25 protein-coding genes and 1 pseudogene are annotated in these 24,581 nt (G+C 67.4%); 16 read left to right on the forward strand and 10 right to left on the reverse strand.

Annotated elements, in window-relative coordinates:
- Positions 1-89 precede the first annotated feature (89 nt).
- From ACLBYD_RS25355 to ACLBYD_RS25370, 4 genes are all read left to right on the forward strand, one after another.
- A complete protein-coding gene (locus ACLBYD_RS25355) occupies positions 90-2,015 on the forward strand; it encodes a KAP family P-loop NTPase fold protein (protein WP_237211450.1) in 1,926 nt (641 codons plus the stop codon).
- 364 nt (positions 2,016-2,379) lie between these two features.
- The gene (locus tag ACLBYD_RS25360) at positions 2,380-2,853 is read left to right on the forward strand and encodes a hypothetical protein (RefSeq protein WP_254704862.1); all 474 of its coding nucleotides are present in this window, start codon (positions 2,380-2,382) and stop codon (positions 2,851-2,853) included.
- Between the two features lie 44 nt (positions 2,854-2,897).
- Positions 2,898-4,151: a hypothetical protein gene (locus ACLBYD_RS25365; protein ID WP_237211449.1), complete on the forward strand. Its 1,254-nt coding sequence runs from the start codon at positions 2,898-2,900 to the stop codon at positions 4,149-4,151.
- Positions 4,148-4,930: a TatD family hydrolase gene (locus tag ACLBYD_RS25370; protein ID WP_175428178.1), complete on the forward strand. Its 783-nt coding sequence runs from the start codon at positions 4,148-4,150 to the stop codon at positions 4,928-4,930. The genes ACLBYD_RS25365 and ACLBYD_RS25370 overlap by 4 nt, the downstream gene beginning before the upstream one ends.
- A 202-nt stretch (positions 4,931-5,132) precedes the next feature.
- Here the strand turns inward: ACLBYD_RS25370 and ACLBYD_RS25375 are convergent, their stop codons facing one another.
- Both ACLBYD_RS25375 and ACLBYD_RS25380 read right to left on the reverse strand, forming a co-directional pair.
- Positions 5,133-5,636 (reverse strand): hypothetical protein, encoded by a 504-nt coding sequence (locus ACLBYD_RS25375; protein WP_232238176.1) that lies wholly within the window; start codon positions 5,634-5,636, stop codon positions 5,133-5,135.
- Positions 5,637-5,675: 39 nt separating this feature from the next.
- A pseudogene (locus tag ACLBYD_RS25380) lies at positions 5,676-5,813 on the reverse strand (DUF2510 domain-containing protein); the annotation flags it as partial.
- 210 nt (positions 5,814-6,023) lie between these two features.
- On the opposite strand from ACLBYD_RS25380, the gene ACLBYD_RS25385 reads away from it, so the two are divergent.
- The 3 genes from ACLBYD_RS25385 (at position 6,024) to ACLBYD_RS25395 (ending at position 8,824) form a co-directional block, all read left to right on the forward strand.
- Positions 6,024-6,992 carry a DUF4192 domain-containing protein gene (locus ACLBYD_RS25385; RefSeq protein WP_237211448.1) on the forward strand — a complete coding sequence of 323 codons (969 nt, stop codon included), beginning with the start codon at positions 6,024-6,026 and terminating at the stop codon, positions 6,990-6,992.
- A 333-nt stretch (positions 6,993-7,325) separates the two neighbouring features.
- The gene (locus tag ACLBYD_RS25390; protein ID WP_237211447.1) at positions 7,326-7,832 is read left to right on the forward strand and encodes a hypothetical protein; all 507 of its coding nucleotides are present in this window, start codon (positions 7,326-7,328) and stop codon (positions 7,830-7,832) included.
- Positions 7,833-8,197: 365 nt separating this feature from the next.
- A complete protein-coding gene (locus tag ACLBYD_RS25395; RefSeq protein WP_237211446.1) occupies positions 8,198-8,824 on the forward strand; it encodes a hypothetical protein in 627 nt (208 codons plus the stop codon).
- A 65-nt stretch (positions 8,825-8,889) separates the two neighbouring features.
- Here the strand turns inward: ACLBYD_RS25395 and arsA are convergent, their stop codons facing one another.
- From arsA to ACLBYD_RS25410, 3 genes are read right to left on the reverse strand one after another with little or no spacing between them, the layout of a single operon-like run.
- The gene (arsA, locus tag ACLBYD_RS25400; RefSeq protein ID WP_237211445.1) at positions 8,890-10,665 is read right to left on the reverse strand and encodes an arsenical pump-driving ATPase; all 1,776 of its coding nucleotides are present in this window, start codon (positions 10,663-10,665) and stop codon (positions 8,890-8,892) included.
- An 11-nt stretch (positions 10,666-10,676) separates the two neighbouring features.
- Entirely contained in the window at positions 10,677-11,087 is a 411-nt protein-coding gene (gene arsD, locus ACLBYD_RS25405) for an arsenite efflux transporter metallochaperone ArsD (protein ID WP_237211444.1), read from the reverse strand.
- A gap of 19 nt (positions 11,088-11,106) precedes the next feature.
- A complete protein-coding gene (locus ACLBYD_RS25410) occupies positions 11,107-11,526 on the reverse strand; it encodes an arsenate-mycothiol transferase ArsC (RefSeq protein WP_237211443.1) in 420 nt (139 codons plus the stop codon).
- 79 nt (positions 11,527-11,605) lie between these two features.
- Between ACLBYD_RS25410 and ACLBYD_RS25415 the strand changes: the two genes are divergently transcribed.
- Genes ACLBYD_RS25415 through ACLBYD_RS25440 form a run of 6 tightly spaced genes read left to right on the forward strand, consistent with a single transcriptional unit; the run spans position 11,606 to position 16,332 of the window.
- A complete protein-coding gene (locus ACLBYD_RS25415; RefSeq protein WP_237211442.1) occupies positions 11,606-12,007 on the forward strand; it encodes an ArsR/SmtB family transcription factor in 402 nt (133 codons plus the stop codon).
- Positions 12,004-13,089, forward strand: a complete 1,086-nt coding sequence (gene arsB, locus ACLBYD_RS25420; protein ID WP_237211441.1) for an ACR3 family arsenite efflux transporter — start codon at positions 12,004-12,006, stop codon at positions 13,087-13,089. The genes ACLBYD_RS25415 and arsB overlap by 4 nt, the downstream gene beginning before the upstream one ends.
- Before the next feature lie 23 nt (positions 13,090-13,112).
- Positions 13,113-13,772, forward strand: coding sequence for an arsenate reductase ArsC (locus tag ACLBYD_RS25425; protein WP_237211440.1), 660 nt, complete (start codon positions 13,113-13,115; stop codon positions 13,770-13,772).
- A 28-nt stretch (positions 13,773-13,800) separates the two neighbouring features.
- The gene (locus ACLBYD_RS25430; protein ID WP_005195323.1) at positions 13,801-14,232 is read left to right on the forward strand and encodes an arsenate reductase ArsC; all 432 of its coding nucleotides are present in this window, start codon (positions 13,801-13,803) and stop codon (positions 14,230-14,232) included.
- 52 nt (positions 14,233-14,284) lie between these two features.
- Positions 14,285-15,268 (forward strand): thioredoxin-disulfide reductase, encoded by a 984-nt coding sequence (gene trxB, locus ACLBYD_RS25435; protein WP_237211439.1) that lies wholly within the window; start codon positions 14,285-14,287, stop codon positions 15,266-15,268.
- Positions 15,269-15,297: 29 nt separating this feature from the next.
- On the forward strand, positions 15,298-16,332 hold the full coding sequence (locus tag ACLBYD_RS25440; RefSeq protein WP_237211568.1) for an ArsO family NAD(P)H-dependent flavin-containing monooxygenase: 1,035 nt from the start codon (positions 15,298-15,300) through the stop codon (positions 16,330-16,332).
- A gap of 96 nt (positions 16,333-16,428) precedes the next feature.
- On the opposite strand, the gene lspA is transcribed toward ACLBYD_RS25440, so the two are convergent.
- From lspA to ACLBYD_RS25465, 5 genes are all read right to left on the reverse strand, one after another.
- On the reverse strand, positions 16,429-16,932 hold the full coding sequence (gene lspA, locus ACLBYD_RS25445) for a signal peptidase II (RefSeq protein ID WP_237211438.1): 504 nt from the start codon (positions 16,930-16,932) through the stop codon (positions 16,429-16,431).
- On the reverse strand, positions 16,929-18,887 hold the full coding sequence (locus ACLBYD_RS25450) for a heavy metal translocating P-type ATPase (RefSeq protein WP_237211437.1): 1,959 nt from the start codon (positions 18,885-18,887) through the stop codon (positions 16,929-16,931). Before ACLBYD_RS25450 ends, lspA begins: the two co-directional genes overlap by 4 nt.
- Entirely contained in the window at positions 18,884-19,261 is a 378-nt protein-coding gene (locus ACLBYD_RS25455; protein WP_237211436.1) for an ArsR/SmtB family transcription factor, read from the reverse strand. Before ACLBYD_RS25455 ends, ACLBYD_RS25450 begins: the two co-directional genes overlap by 4 nt.
- A 351-nt stretch (positions 19,262-19,612) precedes the next feature.
- Positions 19,613-19,942 carry a DUF2703 domain-containing protein gene (locus ACLBYD_RS25460; protein ID WP_237211435.1) on the reverse strand — a complete coding sequence of 110 codons (330 nt, stop codon included), beginning with the start codon at positions 19,940-19,942 and terminating at the stop codon, positions 19,613-19,615.
- Entirely contained in the window at positions 19,936-20,841 is a 906-nt protein-coding gene (locus tag ACLBYD_RS25465; protein WP_237211434.1) for a metalloregulator ArsR/SmtB family transcription factor, read from the reverse strand. Before ACLBYD_RS25465 ends, ACLBYD_RS25460 begins: the two co-directional genes overlap by 7 nt.
- A 94-nt stretch (positions 20,842-20,935) precedes the next feature.
- On the opposite strand from ACLBYD_RS25465, the gene ACLBYD_RS25470 reads away from it, so the two are divergent.
- Genes ACLBYD_RS25470 through ACLBYD_RS25480 form a run of 3 tightly spaced genes read left to right on the forward strand, consistent with a single transcriptional unit; the run spans position 20,936 to position 24,555 of the window.
- On the forward strand, positions 20,936-22,276 hold the full coding sequence (locus ACLBYD_RS25470; protein WP_237211567.1) for an NAD(P)-binding domain-containing protein: 1,341 nt from the start codon (positions 20,936-20,938) through the stop codon (positions 22,274-22,276).
- A gap of 4 nt (positions 22,277-22,280) precedes the next feature.
- Positions 22,281-23,498: an MFS transporter gene (locus ACLBYD_RS25475; protein WP_237211433.1), complete on the forward strand. Its 1,218-nt coding sequence runs from the start codon at positions 22,281-22,283 to the stop codon at positions 23,496-23,498.
- Between the two features lie 16 nt (positions 23,499-23,514).
- Positions 23,515-24,555, forward strand: coding sequence for a flavin-containing monooxygenase (locus tag ACLBYD_RS25480; protein WP_237211432.1), 1,041 nt, complete (start codon positions 23,515-23,517; stop codon positions 24,553-24,555).
- The last annotated feature ends 26 nt before the right edge of the window (positions 24,556-24,581 follow it).

Below are 24,581 nucleotides of genomic sequence, written 5' to 3' on the forward strand. Positions count from 1 at the left end.
TTGTCGGCCTGTTCGGGTGCGGAACAGATGCTGTTCGAGCGCATCGGAAAGGCGCGGAGGCTGGGAACCCGAGTGATGGTTTCGGGCCCGTGCCGTTCGCGTTCGTCGATTGGGGGCAAGTGATGAGCCAAGCGGTACCTTCGACATTTCCGTTGTGGTCGGATGAGCCTGCTGTCCAGGATCTACTCTCGTTCGGAGCTGTTGCTGCCACGGTTGCTGATGCGCTTTTCGACGAGGCCCTGGATCCGGTTGCGATCGGGTTGTCGGGGGCGTGGGGGAGCGGGAAGACCAGTGTGCTTGAGCTCGTCAAGGCCGAGATTGACCAGCGCTCCCTGGATGCAGGTTCCAAGGTTTTGGTCATCCCCACCCAGCCCTGGCGGTATGACCCAGCGGTCGGACCCAAGGAAAGCCTCATCGCTGAGGTACTCGGCGCGCTGAGTAAGGAGTTCACCGACACTGACCCCGCGGGAAAGGTGGCACTCGAGGGAATCAAAAAACTTGTACGCAAAGTAAACTGGTCGAAGGCAGTCAAGCTCGCCACCAAGACCGCGGTGACGATGCAGATTCCCACACTCGACGATGTTTTCAGCTTGGTCAGTGATGACCCTGAGAGTCTCGACAGCGATAAGGGGATGGCCGGCTTCCGTGAAGCCTTCGAGGAATTGCTGTCGGAACCGGCGCTTGCGCATGTGTCGCGCATTGTGGTGTTGGTCGACGATCTGGACCGCTGCCTGCCGGACACGGTGGTTGACACTTTGGAGGCAATCAGGCTCTTCCTCTCGGCTAAGGGCATGTCGTTCGTCATCGCGGCAGATGAGGATCGGGTTGCCGAGGCGATCCAGCAGAAGTTCAAAACGCCGCCTGCGGCGGGTGAGGAGCATGAGGCTCCGGCCAAGCTGTACCTGCACAAGATCGTGCAGACCACTATCCCACTGCCCGGGCTGAGCCGGTTCGATACGCATGCCTACCTATTCCTATTGCTGGTCCGGAGCGAGCTTGATTCGGAGGACACTTTCACTGCCCTTGTCGAGCAGTGCGACGAACTCCGCCGTGCCGGTGACAGCATCGATGACCTCGAGCTGCCTCAAGGTTCGGACCTGACGCAGCACCTGGCCACGGCAGCCCGGTTGACCCCGATCCTGTACGAGAAGTTTCACGGCAACCCCCGCCGGATTAAGCGCTTTCTCAATGACCTGAACGTTCGCCAGGCGGTCGCCGGTCGGCGTGGCATCACACTCGAGTCCGATGCCATCGCCAAGCTCATGGTGCTGGAGCGTTTGCTTGCAGATGACTTCGAGACAGTTCTCGACTGGTTGGCAACCAACCAGTTGAGGGATCGTCTGGAGGCTCTCGATGCTCTGGCCAATCAGGTACCGCTGGAGACACCCGTCACTGATACAGACCTTGGCGGCGAGGCGAACGCTGAGGGAACGACGGGGCAACCCGGCCCGGTGACCACACCCGAATCAGAACCCACCACGGACGCATCGTTCAGCGACACTCTGGTCCGGTGGGCCAAGCTCCCGCCGACACTCGACGCCACCACAATCTCCGGCTATCTCTACCTGGCAGCGTCATTCGCCAAGATCGAGGTCATCGACACCGGATTGCCAGAGCGGCTCCGAGATCTGGCCGCGGCACTCAGCTCGAGTCTGAAGGTCGAGCGCGCCGGCATCAGCGACCAGGTACTCAGTGGTCTGCCCGAGTCCGACGCTCGGACGCTCGTGAGTCACCTCGGTCGCCGTACACGGGACCAGCCGCGCATTCAGAAGTTCACCGTCGACAGCATGCTCCGCATTGCATACGTTCACCCCGGCACCCAGTCGGGTGTGGTCACTGCGCTTCAAGCAATCCCGGTCGCCGACGTCGAACCCGTGACGGCACTCAAGCTTCGCACTCTCGACGCCACGACCTACGAACCGGTCCTTGACGTATGGGAAGGTAGCCAGCCGAGCCCTGAGTTGAGGAGAACCATCGGGCTTGTCCGCACCAACTGGGGGACCCGTGGGAACTAGTGGATCCTTCGGCGGCAGCGCCGGTCGTGACGCCGCCGACCTTCGGGACTCGATTGCGGACTGGATCGACGGTTTCGATGAGCCCGCGGAGCCGACCGGCAATGCACCGGCTGACGGCACTTCCGAGGATCTCAGTCCTGGCGAGGAACGCCCGGATTCCGCGCATGGACACCAGATTGACCTGACACCAGCACTGGGTTTGCTGCTTCGTCCGCGCGGCGGTTCCGGTCGCGCTGACGGCCCAGGCAACGGTAGCGGCGGTGGTGGAACCGTCGGTGGTGGCGGTGGGGGTCGTTCAACCGGAGGTGTCAGCCGCTCAGTCGGCCGGGTCTCGCGTGCGGCCGGGCGCGCCGGACGGCTCGCCGTGGCGTACTCCACCGGGGATCGCGAAACACTCATTCAAGCCGGGCTGAACTACGACGAGCTACGGTCCCTCGGTGACCCCCTGTCGGTCGGAATCAAGATCGTCGAGGCTGCCTTCGAGACACAAGCCAACAGCACCCTCGATGACTCCGAGACACGCGACATCGTGGCCGGGGTCGTGGAGTGGATCCTCGAACACCCTGAAGGGCAGGCACCCTCCCCAGAGGACATCGTGCGCAAATCGATCGAGATCACAATCGCTGAGGTCGCTCTGACGGAGGTTGCCGCCCGCATCTACGAGACCGGCGCAACCCCCGAGCGGCGACGCCAGACCGAGCAGGCCATCCGTGACCTGGCGGCCGAGATGGCGAGCCAGGCATCGCTGACACCCACTGGGGCCACCGAACAGGAGATGGCGACCGCCATCGAGAACGGCGTCCGGGACCTCGGCATCATCTACGGGGTGACGTCATGACCCGTTGCCTACTGACCATTTCGGAACAGGACGCTGCCGACGCGATGACCGGCACCGTGTTCGACGAGGTTTTCCTCTGGTCCCGCTCGGCCAAGTCCACGTTCACCGGCACCCTCAGCCCGTACCTGGAGTGCCTCGGCAAGGTCAACCCACGAAACGTCGACCTCGTGCGGATCGCTCTCGGCGTTCTCGCCGCGGACAGATCCGTGCAGCGGGAAGGCGGCGGAGCATCCTGGAACACCCGCACCTTCGAGCTACATGTCGAGGTAGGTGACCCAGACAGCTGGGCGCGGGAGGCGAGCAACCTCGCGACTCTGGTCGGTTTCTTGACCGGTGACCGGTGGAGTTTCGAGTTCAAGCAGGCGGTGGCAGACGACCTCGACCCACCGCAAATCGAGGAGTTCGACTTCCAGCGAACAGTTCTCCTCAGCGGTGGCGCGGACTCCGCAACAGGCGCGCTGATCTCGGCGCTCGAACTCGCGGACGATACCTCGCAAGCACTTGTCTCGCAGTACAGTTCGACGGCGCTCTCACCGATTCAACAGGGGCTCGTCGAGACGATCGTCGGCCATACACCCAAAGTCCGCGAGGTTCACCACCAATTCCACCTCAACCGTGGCACCCGGCGCCTCGACGGTACGACATTCCGCAACGAGACGTCGACGCGTTCCCGATCGTTGCTTTTTCTGGCACTGGGTCTCGCGGTGGCACAATGGGCCGCCGACCCGCTGTGGATTCCCGAAAACGGCTTCGCCTCGCTAAACCCGCCACTCGGAGCTGACCGTCGCGGCGCCCTTTCTACCCACACGACGCACCCGCGATTCCTGCGTGACCTTCAGGCGCTTGTCGAGCGTATTGGCGGTTACGGACGAATCAGCAATCCGTTCGAACGCATAACAAAGGGGGAGATGTTCACTCGGCTCAGAGACGGCATCGGTCGCGGCCCGGCGTCGGTCTACCTCAGCGCTACCAACTCTTGTTCGCACACTGATGCCCGCTACAGCGGTGCTCCACCGGGGAGTTCCTGTGGTGTCTGTTTCGGATGCCTGGTCCGGCGTGCATCCTTTGCCGCAGCGGACATCCCGGATGCCACCGAGTATCTCTGTGACGACACCACAGGTCAGTTCTCGGACTTCGTGCGCCAGAAGTCGGTCGTCGAGCCCATGAGAGATTTCGCGGGCCGCGGGATCCGCGCAAGGGACATCATGGTCATGTCGTTGCCACCTGACTATCCGGCTAGCGACGCTCTCGATGTATGCCGGCGCGGCATCAGCGAACTACGGAGCTTCCTCTCATGAGACGAGAACTCCCCCCGCTTGATATGCACGCGCACATCGAAACCGGAATCGCGCCGTATGAGCTCGAACGGCTTGGGGCTGTGGTATTCGTAGCCACGCGAGATGCCGACGATTTTGAACATACCCTGAATCGTTCGGATCGGGTGACAGTGTGGGGTCTAGGGTGCCATCCAGGCGTGGCCTCTGCGCTGGCCGGGTTTGATGTCGAGCGCTACACCGAGCTGATTCAGCGCACGCCCTATCTAGGGGAGGTAGGGCTCGACGGTGCCGCAAAGACTGACATCCAAGTCCAGACAAAGACCTTCCGGTCGATCCTCGTTCTCGCAGCACAGACGCCCCGATTGGTGTCGGTACACAGCAAACGTGCCACGGCGCCAGTTCTCGACATCATCGCCGAATGTGGTGCATCGGGTGTCATCCTGCACTGGTGGCTCGGAACGATTGATCAAACCGCGGAGGCCCTGCAGCTCGGCTGCCATTTCTCGGTGAACCGCAGCATGGACTGTCGCCGCCTTCGCAATGCAGGAGTTCCGCTGACGCGGCTTCTGCCAGAGACAGACCATCCGGCCGGCAATCGAGGAGGGAGTGGTCTCCGGCAGCCTGGGTGGACGTCCGACGTTGAGGTGGCTGTGGCCGAAGCCTATGGGGTCTCCCCAGGAGAGGTCCGGGCCCAGTTTTGGGCCACTTTGGCGGCACTGTCGTGTTCACTGGGGCTCGACGATTTCTTTCCTCGTCCGGTAAGGGCGATGCTCGCGGTCGCGCGGGGTAGGGGAAGGTGAGGCCGCAGTTGCGGCAGTAATAAGTCGCAGGCGCGGTTAGGGGCAGGTGGCTGCGCGGCAGGGTTTGCGAAACAAGGTCGAAGCTCCACGGGCAGTGCCTCTACGGATGGTCGGTGCGGTGATGCCCGACGCCGCGAAGTAGGAGCCGCACCGAACTGGTTGGTGGGCTTGTACTCCGCACTCGCCGGTCATCGCGCAGCGGCTACTTCCTGCGGGTTTGCTTGGCGACGGTCAAACCGGTCAGACACAGCACCGCAGACGACAGTGCGGTCAACCACAGGCCCCACCCGATTTGTACTCCGACTGTCCGGTCGAAGACCTCGGTGGTCATCGAACTGACGTCCACGATGTCCACGATCGACGTCACCAAGCAGACGACACCGATAGCAACACCGAGCCACCGGTCACCGATGCGGGACTTTCCACCGCGGGCAAGGATCGAGAACAGGGCAATGGCGGAGACGATCCCCAGTACCAAGGTGACCGCGCCGTCCCCGTCGATACCGTTCTTCGACACGGCCATGAACGTTGCCCAGGGGCCGATACTGCCGATGACGATCCCGACGCTCGCGGCAATAGCGGCGATGAGGTTGGGTAGGTAGTTGGTCGTCGACGTGGGTGGCTGTCCGCTGCCGGCGATCTGGGCCGGGGGAGGAGCGAACGGCTGCGCGGTGGCGAACGGATCCGGGTGCGTGGGAATGCTCATGGTGGTGAGCGGGTCGGCCTGGGTTGAAGCAGCTGGAGCTGGGGCAGGGGTGGTCTTCTCAGTCCAGTTCTGCCCGTCCCACCATCGCAATTGTGCAGGGGTAGCGGGATCGGGATACCAACCAGGGGGAGTGTTCATCGGGCATCGGTGCTTTCTCTTGGTTCTGCATTCCTGCATCGAGCAGCACTACCTACCGCGTTACTCCTGTAACCGGACGTAACGGGCATTCTGCAGGTGCGGTCGCCGCAGGATGAGACATCTGTCCACCACCGAACCATCGTCACCACCACAAGCACGCCCGCCCGCAAATTGCCGTGCCGCACCACTTCTCGCGCTGCGAGACCTTTGCTGCGTAAGAAATCGGAACGCAACGAAAGAGGTGCCGACATGACGGTAGCGAGAGCTGAAGGATTCGGATCGGTCATCGCCATGATTCCCGCAATGTTCGGGTTCGTGCCGGAGGAATCGATCATCGCCGCAGCCCTCAACGAGGAAAACCGCGTCGTCTGCACGTACCGGCTCGACATCCACCTCATCGACGACCCCGAGCGACGTCACCAGCTCGTCAACACCTTGGCGCGCACAGCCACGGTCGATGGACTGGATTCCGTCGTTGTCGTCGCAGTGGGAACCGAAGTCGACGCCCGCCAAGCTCGGCTGAGCCGCGCTGTCGAAACCATCGAACAGCACGGTTACCCCGTCAAGATGGCTGCGCACATCGCCGCCGTCGGCGAAGGCGAACTATGGTGCGAGACCCGTACCGGTACGACCGGACTGCTCGAAGATCCCGCTGTGCACGAACTGGCAGTGGTCCGAGCAATGGAAGGCGGCACAGTTGCACCGTCCCGAGACGAGCTGACCCGCACGCTCGCCGCATCCGGTGAGGGACTGGATGCTGATGCCCGTCCCGACGACGAGGACATCCTCGCAGCAGTGATGGTCGTGTACGACGCGGTCGACACGTGCGCCGCCGGGAAACCTGTGGACAGCAGCGATGTGCAGGCCGTAGCCGGGGCAATCCTCAACCCGAAAGTGCGCGACCTAGCCCTGGGCATGGGGTCCGGCGACCGATCGCACGCAGCAATCGATCTGTTCGCCGACGTGGCGCGACGCACACGGGGACAGGGCCGCGTCGAAGCTCTTGCGGTGGTTGCAGCCCTGACATACATGACGGGCAACGGCCCGCTTGCAGGGATCGCAATCGCCATGGTCAAACGGCGCAACCCCTTGCACCGACTGGTGGATCTGCTCGATATCGCGTTGCAGAACGGCATCCAGCCCTCGCAGATCAACGAAGTACTCACCGCAGGAGCGACGCAGACCGCGGCGCAACTCGGTATCGACTTCATCAGCTGATCGACGCAGATGGCCCCACTCAGGCGGGGCCATCACCGCTCCGCATGGACTGTCCGAAATCCCGAGTGGCGACAACCCCGCCGAAGCAGCCCTGGCCAGCGCACCGCCAGCGCACCCCCAGCGCGCACCCAGCGCACCCCCAGCGCGCACCCAGCGCGCACCCTTCGCGCACCATCCCCGGCAGGGGGTCGACACCCTGTCCGACAAGAGCACCCATCGCCCATCCTGGGCCAGCGGAAACCCAACTGACCTGCACGTATCCGTGCCCTGCTCACGGCTGACCGTTCCTACGTTGCGGTGGCATCCAACCCCTTGATCTCGTAGGAGACACCGTTGATCGCAGAGACGCTCCCACTGTTCGACAGCCCCCGAGCACGCATTCCAGGACTCGATGGCCTCAATCACGACGAGTCGATCCCCAAAGTTGTGCTCGGATTCGGAATGGGCGTAGATAGCTGCGCAATCCTCCTACGCTGGCTCACCGACCCCACCAGCCGGAACTTCGAGCTCGACGACCTCGCGGTCGTCACCGCTCAGACCGGCGACGAAAAAGCCACCGCGCGTACTGAAATCGAGAAGCTCGTGCTTCCCCTGATGCGAGCGCACCGAATCCGGCTCATTCAGGTAGCCCGATCAGACCGCTATGCCACCTCCACAGGAAAGGGCATCGTCGTACTCTCGGACACGCGTAGCCCCGACCGAATGTTCACCGAAGGCCGCTACAAGCTCTCCGACGAAATGCTCTCGGCAGGAACAGTTCCGCAAGCTGGTGGGGCACGTCTATGCTCAGTTGACTGCACCAACTCGGTTGTCTTGCTCAATGCAGGTGTTCAGTCATGAGGTGCAGGACTCGTCTGAAGGGGTGTCGTGAACTTCGCCTGTTCTTGGGCCGTGGACAGCGAAGCGCGGTGTTAGGAGTCGCAGCGTCGGCGAGCGGCGATAGCGTGTGCGAAGTCAACTACCGCAGACTGCGGTTGGAGAGGGGGACACGTATGGCTGCCTGGCGACCGCTATCGGCTCGGGAATCTGGGCAGCCCAATTACGCCCTCTACGAGGGGGTGTCGGCGCATCTCTCTCCAGTGTTGATCTATTACCTGCAGAACCAGTTCGGGTACCGGAGTAGGCCGGTCTCGGGGCGGTCCGCGATGCGTGACGACTTGATGTTTAAGGTTGCGGTTCGTGCTCGAATCCCTACGCGGGCTGGTGTGACCCGCGGCGACTTGATGAACGACATTCTGGGCGTGTGTTTGAAGGACGAAGGCGCCTTCCTCGACGTGTTGGACGCACTTCTGAGTTTGTCGCCTGAAGTAGCCGACTCCGGTCTCGATCGCATGCTCCTCGACGGTGGATCTGCATGGGCAGTGGCCTCCGGAGGGAAGACTCTCGAACGCCGGGTGGATGCGAGTGCGCGCAAGCAATTCGAGGCTGCGACAAGTGCAGCGGACGATGCGTCGAGGGAGCTCGCTGAGGCATGGGCAAACGCGTACGGCCGCGATCCGAATCCGTCGGACGCATGGGATCACGCCATCAAGGCGATGGAAGCGGCGTTGTGGCCGGTCGTCGTACCGAACAATCCGAAAGCCACGCTCGGGACGATCGAAAAGGCGATTGCCGCGAAGCCGTCGAAGTGGGGGTTTGGACTCGACAGCAACAGCATCGGAAGTGTGGAGACCCTTCACGCGCTGCTGAAGATGGCGTGGCCAAACCCGGACCGCCACGGCACTGGTGCGACACGGACACCGACCCAAACGGAGGCCGAAGCTGTAGTGCACATTTCAGTCACGATCGTTCAGTGGGTGCGCGCCGGCTTGTTCAGACTTGCCTCCCTGTAATCGATCCTCGGGGCGAGGTGAGGCCACCGACGAGCCCATTCATCGGTGGCGCACCCCGTCCGATCTCAGCTGAGTGACGTAGAAGTCGACTCGTTTCGTACCAGCGAGGAGAGGGCCGCTACTCCGCGCGGTTCGGCGGGCCGCAGGGGCACGATCGCATGCCTGCTGTGTGTTCTGGTGATGGCGTCGATTTCGGCGAGTTCCGTGTCCGCGCGGCGTTGGAGCAGTGGTGATGTCGGGTTCGCTGCGGCGGTGGAGTTGTTGACCACCCACGCCCAGGGGTGGATGCTGGCGCGTTCGAGGTCGGCGTGCAGTGTTGCGGCTTCGAGGCGGGGTGTGGTTTCGGCGAGGGTGACGATGAGGATCTTGGTCTCGTCGGGGTTCTGCAGCCGCATCAGCGGGGTGGTGAAGTTCGTGTTCTCGCCCATCTGCCGGGCGATCTCGCGGTGGTAGGAACCGGTCGCGTCGAGCAGGAGCAGGGTGTGGCCGGTAGGGGCGGTGTCGACAACGACGAAGTGTCGGCGGGATTCGTGGATGATGCGGGAGAAGGCCTGGAAGACAGCGACTTCCTCGGTGCACGGGGACTTGAGGTCCTCGGCGAGGTTGGCGCGGCCCTGTTCGTCGAGGGTGGCGCCCTTGCTGGTGAGGACCCGCTCCCGGTATGCGGCGGTGGCCTCGGCCGGGTCGATCCGCGAGACGGTCAGGTTGTCGAGGCTGCCGGCGAGGGTGTCGGTGAGGTGCGCGGCCGGGTCGGTGGTGGTCAAGTGGACCTGGTGGCCGCGCTCGGCGAGCGCAACGGCCACGGCAGCGGCGATGGTGGTCTTCCCGACTCCGCCCTTGCCCATGCACATGATCAGGCCGTGGTCGTCGGCGGCGAGTTCGTCGACGAGCGCGGACAGCGGTGCGTCCGGCACGTCGGCAGCGGTCTCGGAATCGGGGTGTGCCGGTGTGGTGTTCGACTCGGTGGTGAACAGGGTGTCGAGGGCGTCGATGCCGACCATGTTGGTGGCCTTGAGCTCGATCTGATCGAGGGGCAGCTTCCGCAGGTCGCCCGGTAGGGCGGCGAGGGCGGCCTGTTCGCGGTCGTAGATCGCGGTGGCCAGGGCGTCGCTGCGGTCGGGGGCGGGGAGGACTCCGTTGATGACGACGTGCTGTTCGGTCAGTCCGATGTCGGCGAGTTCGGTGTGGGTGCGGGCGATCTCGGCCAGCGGGGAGCGCTGCGGCCGGGCGACGAGGACGAGGCGGGTGCGTTGCGGGTCTGCGAGGGCGGCGACGGCGCCGGCGTAGATGGTGCGCTGTTTCTCGAGCCCGGACAGCGGGCCGAGGCAGGAGGCGTCGCCCTTGCCGTCGTCGAGGAAGTCGGTCCACGACCCGGGCAGCTGCAGCAGCCGGATGGTGTGGCCGGTGGGGGCGGTGTCGAACAGGACGTGGTCGAACCCGGCGATTGTGGTCTCGTCGGTGAGTAGCGCGGTGAACTCGTTGAACGAGGCGATCTCGGTGGTGCACGACCCGGAGAGCTGTTCGGTGATCGACGCGAGTTCCTTCTCGGGGAGCAGCCCGCGGACGGGGCCGATGATGCGTTCGCGGTACGCATCAGCTGCCTGTTCGGGATCGATCTCGAGCGCCGAGAGTCCCGGGACGGCAGGAACGTCGGTGATGGTGTTGCCGATGCTCAACCCGAAGACCTGCCCCACGTTGGAGGCGGGATCGGTGCTTACGAGCAGGACCTTCTTGCCCTCGCGGGTGAGGGCGACGGCGGAGGCGCAGGCGATCGAGGTCTTCCCGACCCCGCCCTTGCCGGTGAAGAACAGGAACCGTGGTGCACCGTCGAGGAACTTCATGGGTCGACCTTTCAGCAGCAGCTGGTGTTGTCCGGGCCGTCGCCGCAGCAGGATCCGGCGCCGGTGGTGTCGGCGAGTCCGAGCATCTGGATCCCGGCGGGCGCGGCCACCGGTTCGGCGGCGATGCCGGCCCACTTGGCGAGCTGGGCGCGGTCGGGGTAGCGGCCGGTGACGGCGGTGACGCCGTCGACGAGGACGAGGGGCAGGGCCTTGGAGCCGGAGAGCTGCAGGAACGCCTTGGCCGGTTCCCGCTCGGCGAAGGCGAGGGGCTCGTTGGCGAGGTTGAAGCGGGCGACGTCGCCGCCCTGGGTGTTGATCCAGTCCATGTCGGCGGTGAAGGTGACCAGGGCCTGGTCGACGTCGTCGCCGCACACTCCGGTGTTGCAGCACAGTGCGGGCTCGAAAACCTCGATACGGGTCATCAGGGGGTCCTCTCAGTTCTCAGGGGTGGGTGGGGGCGGTGAGCTGGGCGGCGAGCCGGTCGACGCGGGCGGCGATGTCGTCGCGGACCAGGCGCATGCGGTCGATGCCGTCGATGCCGCGTTCGGACGGCTCGTCGGTGTCCCAGTTCTCGAACCGGGTCCCTGGGACGGGATCGACGTGGGCCTCGCGTCCGAGGGTGACCACCACGTCGACTGCCCGCAGCAGCTGCGGGTCGATCGCCTTCGGGGTCTCGGCGGTGATGTCCACGCCGACCTCGAGGAGCGACTGCGCGGACAGGGCGTTGACCGCGGCTCCGGGCTTGGTGCCGGCCGAGTGCACCTCGACCGCGTCGCCGGCGGCCTTGCGCATCAGCCCGGCCGCCATCTGGGACTTGCCGCCGTTCTTCACACAGACGAACAGCACCGAAGGTTTGTGCACGCTCGGATCCTTCCGGGGGTGGCCGTGTTCACCGGCCGTTCGGTTGACGAGTTGAATCGATAAGAGTCAATATAGACGTATGTCGAATCAATCGTCGAGTGGGGTCGAGGCCTGCTGCTCGCCCATCACGCGGGAGCCGTTGACCTCGGATTGGGCCTCTGACCTGGCCCGGATGTTCAAGGCGCTCGGAGATCCGGTGCGTCTACGGATGCTGAGCCTGATTGCCAGCCACGAGAACGGCGAGAGCTGTGTGTGCGACATCTCCCCGGCGTTCGAGCTGTCGCAGCCGACGATCTCGCATCACCTCAAGGTGTTGCGTGAGGCCGGGCTGCTCGACTGCGAGCGCCGCGGAACCTGGGTCTACTACCGGGTGATCCCCTCTGCGCTCGCGCAGCTCTCGGCGGTGCTGTCGTCCGAAGCCGGTGTCGTCGAAGGCTCGGCCTGCGTGCCCGCAGCCGCGGTCGTGGAGGTGGCCCGGTGACCGAGACGACCACCCATCCCGCTGTTGTCGGCAAGCTCTCGACACTGGACCGGTTCCTGCCGGTGTGGATCGGCGTGGCGATGGTCGCCGGCCTGCTCCTGGGCCGGATGATCCCCGGCCTCGGCGACGCGCTCGGGGCCGTCGAACTCGACGGCATCTCCCTGCCGATCGCACTCGGCCTGCTGATCATGATGTACCCGGTCCTGGCGAAGGTGCGCTACGACCGCCTCGACACCGTCACCGGCGACCGCAAGCTCCTCGCCGGCTCACTGGTCCTGAACTGGGTGCTCGGCCCGGCGCTGATGTTCGCCCTCGCCTGGATCTTCCTGCCGGACCTGCCGGAGTACCGGACCGGCCTGATCATCGTCGGCCTCGCGCGCTGCATCGCGATGGTCATCATCTGGAACGACCTCGCCTGCGGCGACCGCGAAGCGGCCGCCGTGCTGGTCGCGATCAACTCCGTCTTCCAGGTGATCATGTTCGCCGTCCTCGGCTGGTTCTACCTCTCGGTCCTGCCCGGCTGGCTGGGCCTCGAACAGACCACCATCGACACCTCACCGTGGCAGATCGCCAAGTCCGTACTGATCTTCCTCGGCATCCCGCTGCTCGCCGGGTTCCTCACCCGCCACTTCGGGGAGAAGGCCAAGGGCCGCGAGTGGTACGAGAAGCGGTTCCTGCCGAAGATCGGCCCCTGGGCGCTCTACGGCCTGCTGTTCACCATCGTGATCCTCTTCGCGCTACAGGGCGACCAGATCACCTCGCAGCCACTCGATGTCGTCCGGATCGCGATCCCGCTTCTCGCGTACTTCGCGATCATGTGGGGCGGCGGCTACGCCCTCGGCGCCGCAATGGGACTGGGCTACGAGCGCACCACCACCCTCGCGTTCACCGCCGCCGGCAACAACTTCGAGCTCGCCATCGCGGTCGCGATCGCCACCTACGGCGTCACCTCCGGCCAGGCCCTCGCCGGGGTCGTCGGACCGCTGATCGAGGTCCCCGTCCTCGTCGGCCTGGTCTACGTCTCCCTCGCGCTACGCAAACGCTTCAACCGCACGGATTCTCCCGCACCCATCGCTTCGTGACCCGAGAAGGCCAGGAGACGAACATGTCCCAGCATGTCGACCGCCATCAGTCCGAACTACTCGTTCCCGAGGCGGTCCTGCGGCGGGCCGCCGAGCATCTCGCCGGCAGATACGTCGGGGTCTTCTCCCCGGAAACGGTGGAGCGGACGGTGTTCGAGTCGTACGCCGCGCTGCGCGAGACCGCCACGGTGCACACCCATCTGACGGCGCTCGCGCCCAGGCTGGCCGCCGAACGCCTCACCGCCCGCGCCCACACCGACGGTGCCGTGGTGAAGACGGCGCCCGAGGTGCTGTTCGTCTGCGCCCACAACACCGGCCGCTCGCAGATGGCGGCGGCGCTGCTCGACCACCACAGCGGCGGCCGTGTCCACGTCCATTCGGCGGGCTCGGCCCCGACCGGCGGGATCGATCCCGCCGTCCTCGCGGTGATGGCCGAAACCGGAATCGACCTGGCCGCCGCGTATCCCAAGCCGCTGACCGACGAGGTCGTCGCCGTCGCCGACGTGGTGGTCACCCTGGGCTGCGGCGACGCCTGCCCGGTCCATCCGGGCACGCGGTATCTCGACTGGTCGGTACCCGACCCGGAAGGGCAATCGCCGCACATGGTGCGCGCGATCCGCGACGAAATCGATGTTCGTGTCCGCGGCCTGCTCACCGAACTCACCACCACCACCCAGGCCTGACCCCCTCCATCTTCCCGAAAGGTTCTCGATGACCACCGATTCCCCGAACGCCACGCCGTCGGTCCTGTTCGTCTGCGTGCACAACGCCGGCCGCTCCCAGATGGCCGCCGGATTCCTCACCGCGCTGGCCGGTGACCGGATCGAGGTCCGCTCCGCGGGCAGCGCCCCGGCCGACCAGGTCAACCCCGCCGCGACCCTGGCGATGGCCGAGGTCGGCATCGACATCTCGACCCAGTCCCCGAAGATCCTCACCGTCGACGCGGTGCAGGCCTCCGACGTCGTGATCACCATGGGCTGCGGCGACACCTGCCCGGTCTTCCCCGGAAAGTCCTACCGCGACTGGGTTCTCGAGGACCCGGCCGGGCAGGGTGTCGACGCGGTCCGCCCGATCCGTGACGAGATCAAGGCGAAGGTCGAGGCGCTGATCGCCGAACTGACCGCCGAGCCCGCCCGCTCCTGACCGGAAACGTCCACCTCTACGCCCCCGCGGGGGCCGCACGGAAGGCTCCTCATTGAGTACTGACGCGACCATCCACGACCTGATCATCGTCGGCTCCGGACCCGCCGGGTACACGGCCGGCGTCTACGCCGCCCGTGCGGAGCTCGAGCCCCTGCTCTTCGAGGGCACCCAGTTCGGCGGCTCGCTGATGACCACCACCGAGGTGGAGAACTTCCCCGGCTTCCGCGAGGGCATCATGGGCCCCGACCTCATGGACGAGATGCGCGAGCAGGCCAAGCGTTTCGGCGCGGACATCCGCACCGAGGACGTCGAGGAGATCGAGCTCGACGGGCCGGTCAAGAAGGTCGCCGCGAACGGCGAGACCTACTACGCGCGCGCCGTCATCCTCGCGATGGGTGCCGCCGCCCGTTACCTGGGCATCCCCGGCGAGGAGAAGCTCCTCGGCCGCGGCGTCAGCGCCTGCGCCACCTGCGACGGCTTCTTCTTCCGCGACCAGGACATCGTCGTGGTCGGCGGCGGCGACTCCGCGATGGAGGAGGCCACCTTCCTGACCAAGTTCGCCCGCAGCGTCACGCTCGTGCACCGCCGCGAGGAGTTCCGCGCGTCCCGGATCATGCTCGAGCGCGCCAAGGCGAACGAGAAGATCCGCTTCGTCACCAACGCCGAGCCGGTCGAGGTGCTGGGTGAGAACAGCGTCACCGGCCTGGTGGTCCGCGACACGGTCACCGGCGAGCAGTCCACGCTCGACGTCACCGGCATGTTCGTCGCCATCGGCCACGACCCGCGCAGCGAGCTCGTCAAGGGCCAGGTCGACGTCGACGCCGCCGGCTACGTCCAGGTGCAGTCGCCGACCACCGCCACCTCCACCGAGGGCGTCTTCGCGGCCGGCGACCTGGTGGACCACACCTACCGTCAGGCCATCACCGCGGCCGGCACCGGCTGTGCCGCCGCGATCGACGCCGAGCGCTGGCTGGCCGAGCAGGGTGACATCACGGAGAACACCCTGGCCGCGGCGGGCGAGCCCGTTACCGCCTGAGCGTGATGGAGCAGGGATCGGTGACCGACATGGATGTGGTCGTGATCGGTGGCGGTCAGGCAGGTTTGGCCGCGGGCTACTACCTGCGGCGAGCCGGGCACCGGTTCGTGATCCTCGACGACCAGCCGATCGCGGGCGGGGCATGGCCACACACGTGGCCGTCGCTGCGGCTGTTCTCCCCGGCGGAGTTCGCGGCCCTGCCGGGATGGCCGATGCCGCCGTGGCCGGACGGATTCCCGCCCGCCTCGCATGTGGTCGACTACTTCACCGCCTACGAGGAGCGCTACGACCTGCCGATCGAGCGGCCCGTCCGGGTCACCGGTGTGGACCGCGGCGGGCAGCACCTCGCCGTCACCACGAACCGGGGGATCTGGCGGGCCCGGCGGGTGATCAGCGCGACCGGCACCTGGCAGCAACCGTTCTGGCCGCTCTACCCGGGTGCGCGGGAGTTCACCGGCCGCCAACTCCACACCGTCGACTACCGCCGAGCCTCGGACTTCGCCGGCGCCCGGGTGGTGATCGTCGGTGGCGGCAACTCCGCCGCCCAGCTCGTCGCCGAAATCTCCACCGCAGCCGCCACCACGTGGGTGACGACCCGGCCACCCCGCTTCCTCGCCGACGACGTCGACGGGCGGGTGCTGTTCCAGGTCGCGTCCGAGCGTGCCGCGGCGATCGCCACCGGGAAACCCGATCCCGGCGGACCGGCGTCGCTCGGCGACATCGTCATGGTTCCCGAGGTCCGCGCCGCCCGCGATCGCGGTGTCCTGCAGGCGCTACCGATGTTCGACCGCCTCACCCGCGACGGCGTGGCCTGGGGAGACCTCGAGCAGCACGCGGATGTCATCGTGTGGGCCACCGGCTTTCGGCCCGCCCTGGCCCACCTGCGTCCGCTGCGGCTGCGCGAGCACGACGGCACGATCGCCGTCTCGGGCACGAAGGCGCTCAAGGAGCCCCGCCTGCACCTGCTCGGCTACGGCGACTGGACCGGTCCCGGATCGGCGACCATCCTCGGCGTCGGACGCACCGCCAAAGCCGCAGTCGCCCAACTCGACCTCGACAACTGACCACACTCGTCCGATAAGGGGCCGGCGACGAGCGCGCCCACGTTCACCCGGACGCTTCCGCGGTGTGGGCGTTGCGCAGGTGCTCGGGTATGCGGGTCATGGTGCGTGTTCCTCGTTGGATTCGAGGAGCAATGCGCCGATGACGAGGACGACGCCGCAGGTGATGTAGGTGTCGGCGAGATTGAAGGTGGCGAACCACCCGGTGTGGAAGTAGTCGGTGACCTTGGCGTCGAGAAGACGGTCGATGACGTTGGCGGCGGCGCCGGCGACGATCGCGGCGAGCCCGACGGTCTGGATCGGGTGACTGTCGGGTGCGGTACGCCACGCGAACACACTGATCGTGGCGGTGATGGCCGCGGTGGCGGCAAGAACGACGGCGGTGGGGAGTTGGTCACCGAGACTGAACGCGACCCCGGTGTTGTAGGTCAGGCGCAGTTGTAGCAGACCGAGATCGATGGCCCGGCCCCCGGAAAGAGTGTCGCGTGCAATCGGATCGACGACCAGCGCGATCGCAGCTAAGGCGACGGCGACCGCGACGAGGGTGCGGCGGCCGCGGCGCCACCTGGCCGAGGTCGAGGTGGTGGGCTCGGCGGATGTCATGACCGAGCCCCGGCGATCGGCTCGCGCGTGATCGCCGAGGGTTCCGCTGCGGTGAGGGTACGGGCGCGTCCGGCGCGGACGCCGTTGGCGATGACGACGATCTCGGCGACTTCGTGGACGAGGACGACCGCGGCCAGGCCGAGGACACCGAACAGGGCCAGCGGCATCAAGACGGTGATGATCGCCAGGGACAGGCCGACGTTCTGCAGCATGATCGTCCGAGACCGGCGCGCGTGGTGCAGCGCCTGGGGCAGGTGGCGCAGGTCCTCACCCATCAGAGCGACGTCGGCTGTTTCGATCGCCACGTCGGCGCCCATCGCACCCATCGCAATACCGAGGTCGGCGGTGGCGAGGGCGGGTGCGTCGTTGACCCCGTCGCCGACCATCGCGGTCGGGTGTGCAGAACGGAGGGCTCCGACGATGCGGGCTTTGTCCTCGGGGCGCAGGTCGGCGTGCACTTCGTCGATGCCGACGTCGGCGGCCAGGGCGCGGGCGGTGCGGTCGTTGTCGCCGGTGAGCATCGCGACCTTGTAGCCGTCGCGGTGCAGGCCGGCGATCACCTCGCGGGCCTCGGGGCGGAGTTCGTCGCGGACGGCGACTGCCCCGATCACGGTTCCGGCGCGTTCGATCAGGACCGCGGTGGCGCCGGCGTGCTGCATCCGTTCGATGTCGGTGGCGAGCGGGCCGGGGTCGATCCAGCCGGGTCGACCGAGCCGAACCGGTGCGCCGTCGATGCGGCCGGTCAGTCCGGCGCCGGTCACGGCGTCGACATCGTCGGCGGGCACGTAGTGGTCGACGGCGGCGAGAATCGCTCGGGCCAGCGGGTGTTCGCTGCGGGCCTCCAACGCCGCGGCCACCGAGAGGACGTCGTCGCGGGTGGCGCCGTTCGCGGTAGCGACGTCGATCACGACGGGCTGGTTGCGGGTGAGGGTGCCGGTCTTGTCCAGCGCGACGGTGCGGATGCGGCCGAGCGCTTCGAGGGCGGCACCGCCCTTGACCAGGACGCCGAGCTTGGATGCGGCGCCGATCGCGGCGACGACCGTTACGGGGATGGCGATCGCCAGCGCGCACGGTGAGGCGGCGACGAGCACGACGAGGGCGCGTTCGATCCACACCCGCGGGTCCCCGGCGAGGCTGCCGACTGCGGCGATGGCCGCGGCCGCGACCATCACGGCCGGGACGAGCGGCTTGGCGATCTTGTCGGCCAGGCGCTGGGCCTCGCCCTTGCGGGACTGCTCGGCCTCGACGATCCGCACGATCTTGGCCAGCGAGTTGTCTTGCGCGCCAGCGGTGACCTCGACTTCGAGGACGCCGGTGCCGTTGATCGATCCGGCGAACACCTCGTCTCCGGGGCCGGCCTCGACGGGCACCGATTCGCCGGTGATCGCGGAGGTATCCAGGGCGGTGCGTCCGGTGCGGATGCGCCCGTCGGTCGCGATCCGCTCCCCGGGCTTGACGATCATGATCTCGCCGAGCGAGAGATCGGCCGGCGGGACGGTCTCCTCGCGGCCACCGCGGAGCACCGTGGCGGTGTCCGGGACCAGGGACAACAGGGCCCGCAGGCCGCGGCGGGTGCGGGTGACCGCGTACTCCTCGAGTCCCTCGCTGATCGCGAACAGGAACGCGAGCATGGCGGCCTCGCCGACCTCGCCGAGCAGGACCGCGCCGATAGCGGCGATCGTCATCAGCGTGCCGACGCCGATCTTGCCCTTGGTCAGCCTCTTGAGCGTGGACGGGACGAACGTGTAGCCGGCGACGGTCAGAGCGGCCGCCTCGAGCCCCACAGCGAGCGCATCGGCTCCGCCGGTCAGCCGAACGATCAGCGCCGCGACCAGCAGCACTCCGGCCGCGGCGGCGGCGCGGATCTCGGTGATGTGCCAGAGCTTTTCGGGCTCGTGTTCTTCCTCGCCTTCGGGGCGGGGTTCGTCGTGGCCGCAGCCGCATGCGTCGCTCATGACTTCTCCTCGGCGTCGGTGCCGTAGTTCGGGCACAACGCGACCGCGTTCCCGGTCGCCGCCAGCAGCGTCTCCGCCGAGGCGAGAAGATCCATCAACTCCGGCCGGGCCAGCGCATAGAACACTTGCCGCCCCTGCGGGCGGCCGGTCACCAGCCCGCAGTCCCGCAGACACGCCACATGCGCCGACACCGTCGACTGCGCCAACCCCAACTCGCCGACCAGATCCGCCACCCGAGCCTCACCCGCAGCGAGGCGGCGCACGATCGCCAACCGAGTCCCGTCCGAGAGGCTGTGGAACAGCGCCACCGCCGCGTCGAGGGTCGAGCCGGTACCCCTCGATGCCAGGCACCCATCCGCGCTATTAATCGCCATATGGCGATGATAACCGGTGAACTACGATGTTAGGTGGGGGTCGGAGATCAGGTGAGGACATGGAGAACTGGCTGACGAATCTGCAGGCCTGGTGGGCCTGTCAGGTAATGATGGCGAACGGAACATGTGAGATGTGCGCGTGCACGCCGATGACGGGCTGCTGCTAGGTCGCATGTTGCGTTGGCCGTGAACCCGCTCGTGTCGCCTTCGGTGCAGTGCTGCACTGTGGGCGGAACGAGCGGGCATCTTTGCCCTCACTCACGAGGTCGCTGATCGGTTCGGTTTCCGCCATTCGACATTTTCGAAGATGCTCGAACGCATGCTCCGCGCGCCCGGACCGAGTGTCTGTCGTCAGTGTCGCCGCAGCTCGGCCCGGCGGATCGCTGCGACGAGGTCGGTCACTGTCGGTGCTCCGGCCGGGCCGTCGGGGGTGTGGTAGACCCTGCAGGTCAGCCCCACTCCGGTGGTCGGCCCGCAGGCGTCGACTCCGTCGATGCGGATGGTGGGCGAACCGGGAAATGCTTCGCGTTCTGCCTCGTCCGGGGTGTCGATCGTGCGGAGAGTGATCGGTGTGCCGGCGTTCCCGGTCTCAGCGAGGGCCTGCGCGATCCGTTCCCGGGCGACCTGCCAGTTGGGGCAGGTGTCGAAGTAGAGCAGCTCGATGTCCATGACCGTCAGCACGCCGCCCAGCTGGCGGGGGCTCCGGCCTCGGATCGCCGTTCGAGCAGGACGGTGTCGCGCCACTCGCCGCCGAGTTGGGCGATGCGTTCGCGGACACCGACGGTGCGGAACCCGGCCGAGTGGTGCAGCGCGATCGCGGCCCGGTTCTCCGGGAAGACCGAGGTCTGTAGCGTCCACAGGCCGGCCTGATCGGCGGCGATCACCTGCGTCCGGAGCAGGGCCTTGCCGACGCCGCGGCCGCGCCAGCTGTCGGCGACACAGACCGCGTTCTCGGCGACCCCGCGGAAATGCTCGTGCGGCGACGCCGCGGTCAGGGCGGCCCACCCGACGACGGTGCCGTCGATCTCGGCGACCCACCGGTGATCCGGGAGCCACTGGGTGTCGAGCGTCTTCCGCGGCGGCACCTCGGTGGCGAAGGTGGTGAGACCGGTGGCGATGGCGTCGCTGTAGATGCGGCGCACCGCCGGCCAGTCCTCGTCGGTCATCGGCCGAACGGTGACGTCACCGGGAAGATCGTCCGGGCAGCACGGGCGCTGGGTGAGCAGGCCCATGACCGCGTCGGCCGCGCTCGGCAGACCGGTGCAGCACGCCGGGTTGACCACCACGACCGAGCTGGTGCCGTCCTTGTGGACGGTCACGAAGCCGACGTCGGCGAGCTTGCGGACGTGGTGCGAGATGGTCGGCTGGCCGATGCCCAGCCGTGTGGCCAGCTCCCCGATGCTGGCCCCGGCCGGGGTGCTGGCGACCTCGTGGAGAAGCCGGACACGGGTCGGTTCGGCCAGGCAGGCGAACCAACCGGCGTAGGTGGCCGCGTCCTCGGCCGCTAGACCGGCCGACGGATGCCCGGCACCAGCGCGGGGCGGGACACGGCACTCGGCGGACTCAGTGGACGTAACCATGAACTCAGTATATCGATCGGCATCGATGGTTGCATTCATCGATGACCATCGATACTGTGGCATTGATCGAAGAACATCGATGAAAGGTCGAATGATGAACGACTTGCCCGTCGTCGTGATCGGTGCCGGACCCATCGGTCTGGCCGCCGCCGCAGAACTGCGCGAACGCCAGCTCACCCCGCTGGTCTTCGAGCGGGGCCCCCGCGCAGGAGCTGCCGTGGCCGAGTGGAACCACGTGCGACTGTTCTCCCGCTGGGCCGAGGTCATCGACTCCGCCGCCCGCCGCCTGCTCGACCAGACCGGCTGGAATGCCCCCGACGATGAGGCGTATCTGACCGGGCAGGAGTGGGTCCGCGACTACCTCGCCCCGCTCGCCGCCGCGCTCGGTGACGCCGTGCAGTTCGGCACCGAGGTCATCGGCGTCGCCCGCCGCGGCCGCGACCTCGTCGTCGACTCCGGCCGCGACACCGAACCGCTGTCCGTGCACATCCGCCGCGCCGACGGCACCGAGGAACGTGTGCTCGCGCAGGCGGTCATCGACGCCTCCGGCACCTGGGGCACCCCCAACCCGCTCGGCGGCGAAGGACTGCCCGCGCTCGGCGAGAAGGCCGCGGCCGACGTCATCTCCTACCGCGTCCCTGACCTCGACGACCCGGCCGTGCGCGCCCAGTACGCGGGCAAGCACACCGCGATCGCCGGCGGCGGCCACTCGGCACTGAACGCCATCGTTGCTCTCGCCGCGCTTGAGAAGGAAGCACCCGGCACCCGGATCACCTGGATCCTGCGCCGCGGCGACGTCGCCTCCACGTTCGGTGGCGGCGAATCCGACCAGCTGCCCGCCCGCGGCGCCCTGGGCCTGAAGGCGAAGAAGGCCGTCGACGACGGCCTGCTGAACGTCGTCACCGGCTTCCGCACCGCCGCAGTCGAACCCACAGGCCAGGACCAGGTTGCCCTGACCTCCGACAACGGTCAGCGAGTCGACGCCATCGACCGCGTCGTGGTGCTCACCGGCTTCCGGCCCGAGCTGTCCTTCCTCTCGGAGATCCGCCTCGGCCTCGACCCGGTCCTGCAGGCGCCGACGGAGCTGGCCCCGCTGATCGACCCGAACGTGCACTCCTGCGGCACCGTCTACCCGCACGGCGCCAAGGAACTCAGCCACCCCGAACCCGGCTTCTACCTGGCCGGAATGAAGAGCTACGGCCGCGCACCGACGTTCCTGGCCATGACCGGCTACGAGCAGGTCCGCAGCATCGCCGCCGCCATCGCCGGTGACCACGAGGCCGCCGCCCGCGTCGAGCTGATCCTCCCCGAAACCGGGGTCTGCGGCGGCGCAGGGGTATTCGACGAGCCCGACGCCGACGCCTCCGAGGGCGGCTGCTGCGGCGCGCCGCAGCCGGAGTTGGTGACCCTGACCGCACCCGGCGGGGCACGCTAGCCCGATGACGGACACCAAGGCCCCGCCGCAGACCGACACCCTTCCCGCGGCCGGTCTGCGGCGGGTCTTGGCGATCCTGTGCCTGACGGAGATCACCAGCTGGGGCATCCTTTACTACGCGTTCCCCGTGCTGTCGGTCTCCATCGCCGACGACACCGGCTGGTCCCTGCAGACGATCATGGCCGCGTTCTCGATCGGCCAGCTCGCCGCCGCATTCACCGGCATCCCCGTCGGCCGCATCATCGACCGCATCGGCCCGCGCGCCATCATGACCGCCGGCTCCGTACTCGCCGTGCCCGCACTGCTTCTCATCGCGACCGCACGCAACCTGCCGACGTTCTACGCCGGCTGGATCGTCGCCGGTATCGCGATGGGCGCCGTGCTCTATCCGCCCGCGTTCGCGGCCCTGACCCGCTGGTACGGCGACAGCTACGTCAAGGCGCTGATGATCCTCACCCTCGCCGCGGGCCTGGCGAGCACCGTGTTCGCGCCTTTGGCCGCGACGCTGGTCGAGCGAACCGACTGGCGCGCCACCTATCTCATCCTCGCCGCGATCCTCACCGCCATCACCATCCCCGCCCACCTGTGGGGGCTGCGCGGACGCTGGCCGCACCCACCCGCACCTGCACACGGAGACGCGGCCGATCACCGCGCCGCCTCCCGCAGCCCCGCGTTCCTCGCCCTCGTCGTCGCGCTGAGCCTCGGCGCGTTCGCTGCCTTCGCCGGCGTGTTCAACCTCGTCCCGCTACTCATCGAACAAGGCTTCTCCCCATCCCTGGCGGCCCTGATTCTCGGCCTGAGCGGGGCCGGACAGCTCCTCGGCCGCATCGGCTACCTGCCCCTCGCCGCCCGTACCTCGGCCCGCAGCCGGGCCATCGGCGTCCTCGTCGCCACCGCCGTCAGCACCGCACTGCTGGGCGTCGTGACCACGGTCGCCACCCTGATCACCGTCGCGATCGGCGCCGGACTGATCCGTGGACTGTTCACCCTCGTCCAAGCCACCGCCATCACCGACCGGTGGGGCGCCACCCACTACGGCCGCCTCAACGGCCTGATGTCCGCACCCATCGTCATCGTTATGGCACTCGCCCCCTGGGCCGGCACCGCCCTGTCGAACTGGACCGGCAGCTACGCCCATGCCTACCTCGTCCTCGGCGCCATCGCACTCCTCGCAGCCCTCGTCGCGGCCGCCAGCGTCCCCCGCCGCCCCGCCGCCACCTGACCTTCAAGGACCCCACATGTCCCACTACGACGCCCTCATCGTGGGCGCCGGCCAGTCCGGCCTGGCCGCAGCCCATGCCCTGCGCCAGCGCGGTCTGACCGCCGCACTCCTCGAAGCCTCCGACGACACCGCCGGATCCTGGCCGCATTACTACGGCAGCCTCACCCTGTTCTCGCCCGCGAAGTACAGCTCCCTACCCGGGCTTTCCTTCCCCGGCGACCCCGACCACTACCCGCACCGCGACGAAGTCGTCGACTACCTCCGCCGCTACGCCAAGGGCCTCGACGTCGACATCCACCTCAACCACCGGGTCGACGCCGTCGACCACGACGGACACACCTTCACCGCCCACACCGACACCGGAACCGCCTTCACCGCACCCCGGCTCGTCGCCGCCACCGGCGGATTCGGCTCACCCCACCTCCCGGCACTGCCCGGACAAGACACCTTCACCGGAAAACTGCTGCACGCCAGCACCTACCGCACCCCCGCCGACCACACCGGCGAGAACGTGATCGTCGTCGGCGCCGGCAACTCCGCGGTCCAGATCGCCGCGGAACTCGCCGCCACCGCCACGGTCACTCTCGCCAGCCGTGCACCGGTGAAGTTCGCCCCGCAACGCCCCCTCGGCCGCGACATGCACTTCTGGTTCACCATCACCGGCATCGACGCCCTCCCCATCGGACACCGGATCACCAACCCGCCCACCGTGCCGGTCTTCGACACCGGCCGCTACCGCGCCGCCCTCGCCGCATCCCAACCCGCCCCCCGAGAGATGTTCACCCGACTCGACGGCAACACCGCAGTATGGCCCGACGCCACCACCACCGACGTCGACACGATCATCCTCGCCACCGGATACACACCCCACCTGCCCTACCTCGCCGGTATCGGCGCCCTCGACCAGGCCGGACGCCCCCTGCAACGGAAAGGCCTGTCCACCACCCACACCGGACTCGGCTACATCGGCCTCGAATGGCAGCGCAGCCTCTCCTCCGCGTCCCTACGCGGAGTCGGTCGCGACGCGCTCTATCTCGCTAGTCGGCTGGGACGTTGACGGTCGGCACGGTCCATTCGATTCGT

It is taken from the genome of Rhodococcus sp. C26F, from assembly GCF_053345925.1.

Coding starts and splice junctions, on each gene's coding strand:
- ACLBYD_RS25365 (WP_237211449.1), top strand. CDS start 2,898: ATGACCGGCACCGTGTTCGACGAGGTTTTCCTCTGGTCCCGCTCGGCC.
- ACLBYD_RS25370 (WP_175428178.1), top strand. CDS start 4,148: ATGAGACGAGAACTCCCCCCGCTTGATATGCACGCGCACATCGAAACC.
- ACLBYD_RS25375 (WP_232238176.1), bottom strand. CDS start 5,636: ATGAGCATTCCCACGCACCCGGATCCGTTCGCCACCGCGCAGCCGTTC.
- ACLBYD_RS25385 (WP_237211448.1), top strand. CDS start 6,024: ATGACGGTAGCGAGAGCTGAAGGATTCGGATCGGTCATCGCCATGATT.
- arsA (WP_237211445.1), bottom strand. CDS start 10,665: ATGAAGTTCCTCGACGGTGCACCACGGTTCCTGTTCTTCACCGGCAAG.
- arsD (WP_237211444.1), bottom strand. CDS start 11,087: ATGACCCGTATCGAGGTTTTCGAGCCCGCACTGTGCTGCAACACCGGA.
- ACLBYD_RS25415 (WP_237211442.1), top strand. CDS start 11,606: ATGTCGAATCAATCGTCGAGTGGGGTCGAGGCCTGCTGCTCGCCCATC.
- ACLBYD_RS25425 (WP_237211440.1), top strand. CDS start 13,113: ATGTCCCAGCATGTCGACCGCCATCAGTCCGAACTACTCGTTCCCGAG.
- ACLBYD_RS25430 (WP_005195323.1), top strand. CDS start 13,801: ATGACCACCGATTCCCCGAACGCCACGCCGTCGGTCCTGTTCGTCTGC.
- ACLBYD_RS25440 (WP_237211568.1), top strand. CDS start 15,298: ATGGATGTGGTCGTGATCGGTGGCGGTCAGGCAGGTTTGGCCGCGGGC.
- lspA (WP_237211438.1), bottom strand. CDS start 16,932: ATGACATCCGCCGAGCCCACCACCTCGACCTCGGCCAGGTGGCGCCGC.
- ACLBYD_RS25450 (WP_237211437.1), bottom strand. CDS start 18,887: ATGAGCGACGCATGCGGCTGCGGCCACGACGAACCCCGCCCCGAAGGC.
- ACLBYD_RS25455 (WP_237211436.1), bottom strand. CDS start 19,261: ATGGCGATTAATAGCGCGGATGGGTGCCTGGCATCGAGGGGTACCGGC.
- ACLBYD_RS25465 (WP_237211434.1), bottom strand. CDS start 20,841: ATGGTTACGTCCACTGAGTCCGCCGAGTGCCGTGTCCCGCCCCGCGCT.
- ACLBYD_RS25470 (WP_237211567.1), top strand. CDS start 20,936: ATGAACGACTTGCCCGTCGTCGTGATCGGTGCCGGACCCATCGGTCTG.
- ACLBYD_RS25475 (WP_237211433.1), top strand. CDS start 22,281: ATGACGGACACCAAGGCCCCGCCGCAGACCGACACCCTTCCCGCGGCC.
- ACLBYD_RS25480 (WP_237211432.1), top strand. CDS start 23,515: ATGTCCCACTACGACGCCCTCATCGTGGGCGCCGGCCAGTCCGGCCTG.